The following is a 4,607-nucleotide window of genomic DNA, read 5'->3' on the forward strand; positions in this document are numbered from 1 at the left end:
TGGAGGGTGAGGGCGCCGGCGACGGTGGCGGCGGCGATCTCGCCCTGGGAGTGGCCGATGACGGCGTCGGGCTGGACGCCGTGGGCCTGCCAGAGCGCGGCGAGGGAGACCATGACGGCCCAGAGGGCGGGCTGGACGACGTCGACCCGGTCGTAGCCGGGGGCACCGTCGGCGCCGCGCAGGACGTCGATGAGGTTCCAGTCGGTGAACTCGGCGAGCGCGTCGGCGCATTCGGTGATCCGTGCGGCGAACACCGGCTCGGTGTCGAGGAGTTCGACGGCCATCCCGACCCACTGCGAGCCCTGGCCGGGGAACACGAACACCGTGCGTCCGGTGGTGGAGACGGTGCCCTCGACCACGGCGGCGCTCTCGGTGCCCTCGGCGAGCGCCCGGAGGCCTTCGGTCAGCTCGGTGCGGTCCGAACCCAGCACCACCGCACGGTGGTTGAACAGCGAGCGGGTCGTCGCGAGCGAGTGGGCGAGGTCGATCGGGGCGGCCTCGGACTCCTGGAGCAGCGCGGCCTGGGCGCGCAGGGCGTCCGCCGACTTCGCGGACAGCAGCAGCGGCAGCACGCCGTGCGCGGCGGGCTCGCCCGCCGGGGCCTCCGGGGAGGGCTGTTCGAGGATGACGTGGGCGTTGGTGCCGCTGACGCCGAAGGAGGAGACACCGGCCCGGCGCGGACGGCCGGTCTCCGGCCACTCCCGCTCCTCGGTCAGCAGCTCCACCGCGCCCGCCGACCAGTCGACGTGCGGCGTCGGCTCGTCCACGTGCAGGGTCCGGGGCAGCACGCCGTGGCGCATCGCCAGCACCATCTTGATGATGCCCGCCGCGCCCGCCGCGCTCTGGGTGTGGCCGAGGTTGGACTTCACCGAGCCGAGCTGGAGCGGCAGTTCGCGGTCCTGGCCGTAGGTGGCGAGCAGGGCGTTGGCCTCGATCGGGTCGCCGAGCCGGGTGCCGGTGCCGTGCGCCTCGACGGCGTCCACGTCGGCGGCGGTGAGGCCGGCGGTGGCCAGGGCCTGGCGGATCACCCGCTCCTGGGCGGGGCCGTTGGGGGCGGTGAGCCCGTTGGAGGCGCCGTCCTGGTTGATCGCGGTGGCCCGGACGACCGCCAGCACCGGGTGCCCGTTGCGGCGGGCGTCCGACAGCCGCTCGACCAGCAGCACGCCCACGCCCTCGGCCATGCCGAAGCCGTCGGCGGCCGCCGCGAAGGCCTTGCAGCGCCCGTCCTCGGCGAGGCCGCGCTGGCGGCTGAACGCCACCAGGCCCTCGGGGGTGGCCATCACGGCGGCACCGGCCGCGAGCGCCATCGAGCACTCGCCGGCGCGCAGCGCCTGGACGGCGAGGTGGAGCGCCACCAGGGAGGAGGAGCAGGCGGTGTCGATGGTCACGGCCGGCCCTTCCAGGCCGAGCGCGTAGGAGATCCGGCCGGAGACCACGCTGGCCGCGTTGCCGGTGACCAGGTAGCCCTCGTTGCCGGGCGGGGCGGCGGCCAGCAGGGTGCCGTAGTCCTGGCCGTGGGTGCCGACGAACACGCCGACCTGCCCGCCCCGGACGGACATCGGGTCGACGCCGGCCCGCTCGAAGGCCTCCCAGGAGGTCTCCAGCAGCAGCCGCTGCTGCGGGTCCATGGCGTGCGCCTCGCGCGGACTGATCCCGAAGAACGCCGCGTCGAACTCGGCGACGTCGTACAGGAATCCGCCCTCGCGGGTGTACGAGGTGCCGACCCGGTCGGGGTCGGGGTCGTAGAGCCCGTCGAGGTCCCAGCCGCGGTCGGTCGGCAGGGCGCCGACCGCGTCGCGCCCGGCGAGGACCAGCTCCCACAGGTCCTCCGGGGTGCGCACCCCGCCCGGGAAGCGGCAGCCCATGCCGACGATCGCGATCGGGTCGTCGTCCCGGGCCGCCGCGGTGGCGGCCGCGGCCGGTGCGGCGGCGGGGAGCCGGTCGCCGAGCACCTGCTCGCGCAGGTGGCCGGCGAGGGCCTTCGGGGTCGGGTAGTTGAAGATCAGCGTGGCGGGCAGGCGCAGGCCCGTCGAGCCGTGCAGGCGGTTGCGGAGCTCGACCGCGGTGAGCGAGTCGAAGCCCAGCTCCTTGAAGGTCCGTTCGGGGTCCACCGCCGTGCCGGCCGGGTACCCGAGCACCGTGCCGGCGGTGGCGCGGACGAGGTCCAGCAGCTCCCGGTCGCACTCGGGCCCGGTCAGCCCGGCCAGCCGCTGGGCGAGGGCCGAGCCGCCGGCCCGGTCGGTCGGCCGCCGACGGCCCGAGCGGGTGCGGACCAGGCCGCGCAGCAGCGGGTGGACGGCGTCGGACTGGGCGCGCACGGCGGCCAGGTCGAGCCGGATCGGCATCAGCGCCGGTTCACCGGCCGCGCGGGCGGCGTCCAGCAGGGCGAGGCCCTCCTCGGCGGAGAGCGCCGCGGTGCCGACGCCGGCCATCCGGCGCAGGTCGGTGTCGGTGAGCCGGCCGCCCATGCCGTTGCGCTCCGCCCACAGGCCCCAGGCCAGCGAGACGGCCGGCCGGCCCTCGGCTCGCAGGTGCCGGGCGTAGGCGTCGAGGAAGGCGTTGGCGGCGGCGTAGTTGGCCTGCCCGCCGGCGCCGAACACGGCGGCGGCGGAGGAGTAGAGCACGAAGGCGGCCAGGTCCGCGTCGCGGGTGAGCTCGGCCAGGTTGAGCGCGCCGGAGAGCTTGGGCGCGAGCACCCGGTCGAACTGCCCGTCGGTGAGCGTCTCGATCACGCCGTCGTCGACGATCCCGGCGGTGTGCACCACGGCGGTGAGCGGGTGCTCGGCGGGGATGCCGGCCAGCAGCTCGGCGAGGGCGGAGCGGTCGGCGACGTCGCAGGCGGCCAGGGTGACCTCGGCGCCCGTCGCGCGCAGCTCGGCGAGGAGTTCGGCGGCGCCCTCGGCGGCCTCGCCGCGGCGGCTGGTCAGCAGCAGGTGCCGGGCGCCGTGGGCGGCGACCAGGTGGCGGGCGGCGAGCACGCCGAGGCCGCCGAGGGCCCCGGTGACCAGGGCCGTCCCGTTCGGGTCGAGCGCGGGGGCGCCCTGCTCGGCGGGCCGCACCCGGGTGAGCCGCGCGGCCCGTACCGAGCCGTCGTGCAGCAGCAGTTGCGGCTCGTCGCCGGCCAGGGCGGCGGGCAGGGCGCGGTAGGAGGCGTCCTGCGCGTCCAGGTCGACCAGGACGATCCGGTCCGGGTGCTCGGACTGCGCCGAGCGGACCAGGCCCCACAGCGGGGCGGTCACCAGGTCCGGCAGGCCGTCGCCCGGGCCGTCCCCGGCCACCGCGCCCCGGGTCAGCACGACCAGGCGGCTCTCGGCGAAGCGCTCCTCGGCGAGCCACTGCTGGAGCAGGCCCAGCAGCGCGTGGGTGGCCGCCCGCACGGCGGGGACCAACTCCGGTGCGGCGCCCGGTGCGAGGGGAAGCAGGACGGTGTCGGGGGCGGCGCCGTCGGCGGCGGCGAGGGCGGCCAGGTCGGCGTACGCGTCCACCGTGCTGCCCGCCGCGGTGAGCCCGGCGGCCAGGCCGAGGGCGTCCTCGCCGACCAGGGCGTAGCGGCCGGTGACCGGGGCGGCCCCGGGCAGGTCCGTCCAGTCGACGCGGAACAGTGAGTCGCCGTCGGGCCCGGCGTGGACCGCGCGCAGCTGGTCGGAGGAGACCGGCCGGACGGCCAGGCCCTCCACCGAGACCACCGGCATGCCGTGCTCGTCGGAGGCTTCCAGGGCGACCGAGTCCAGACCGGCCGGGGAGAGCCGGACCCGCAGGGCGGTCGCGCCGGCGGCGTGCAGCGAGACCCCGCTCCAGGCGAACGCCAGATGGCCCTCGGCGGACTCCTCGCGGTGCCGGACGGCGCCGAGGTCCATGGCGTGCAGGGCGGCGTCCAGCAGCGCCGGGTGCAGCCCGTAGCGGGCCGACCGGTCCGCGACCTCCTCGCTCAGCACGACCTCGCTGAACACCTCCTCGCCGCGCCGCCAGGCCGCGCGGACACCCTGGAACGCCGGTCCGTACCCGGCGGGCAGCCGCTCGTACAGGTCCTCGACCGGCAGCGGTTCGGCGCCGGCCGGCGGCCACTGGGTGAGGTCCGCGGGGGCGGCGGGCGCGGTGGGCGAGAGGGTGCCCGCGGCGTGCCGGGTCCACGGCCGGGAGGCCGCGGCGTCCTGCGGCCGCGAGTGCAGGCCGACCGGCCGGGCGCCGGTGGCGTCGGCCTCGCCGACCACCACCTGGACCTGGACGGCGCCCTGCTCGGGCAGCACCAGCGGGGCTTCCAGGGTGAGTTCGTCGAGGCGGCCGCAGCCGACCTCGTCACCGGCCCGGACGGCCAGGTCCACCATGGCGGTCCCGGGCAGCAGGGTGGTGCCCATGACGGTGTGGTCGGCCAGCCACGGGTGGGTGGTGCGCGAGATCAGGCCGGTCAGCAGGTGGCCGTGCCCGTCGGCGAGCGGGACGGCCGCGCCGAGCATCGGGTGGTCGGCCGCGGCCAGGCCGACGGCGGTCACGTCCGAGGCGCCGGGGGCCGCCTCCAGCCAGTAGCGGTTGCGCTGGAAGGGGTAGGTGGGGAGGTCGGTGCGGTGGCCGGCGGTGAGGAGCGGGGTGAAGTCGGCGGGGGCGCCGTG

Annotated in this window: 1 protein-coding gene; it reads right to left on the minus strand. The window is 77.2% G+C overall.

The genetic code is table 11. From position 1 onward, the window contains the following. Positions 1–4,607 (minus strand): type I polyketide synthase (locus ACFVU7_RS45045; protein WP_388052538.1); only part of this gene is annotated, 4,607 nt, incomplete at both ends.

This window comes from Kitasatospora sp. NPDC058046 (assembly GCF_042885595.1).
Taxonomy (GTDB): Bacteria; Actinomycetota; Actinomycetes; order Streptomycetales; family Streptomycetaceae; genus Kitasatospora.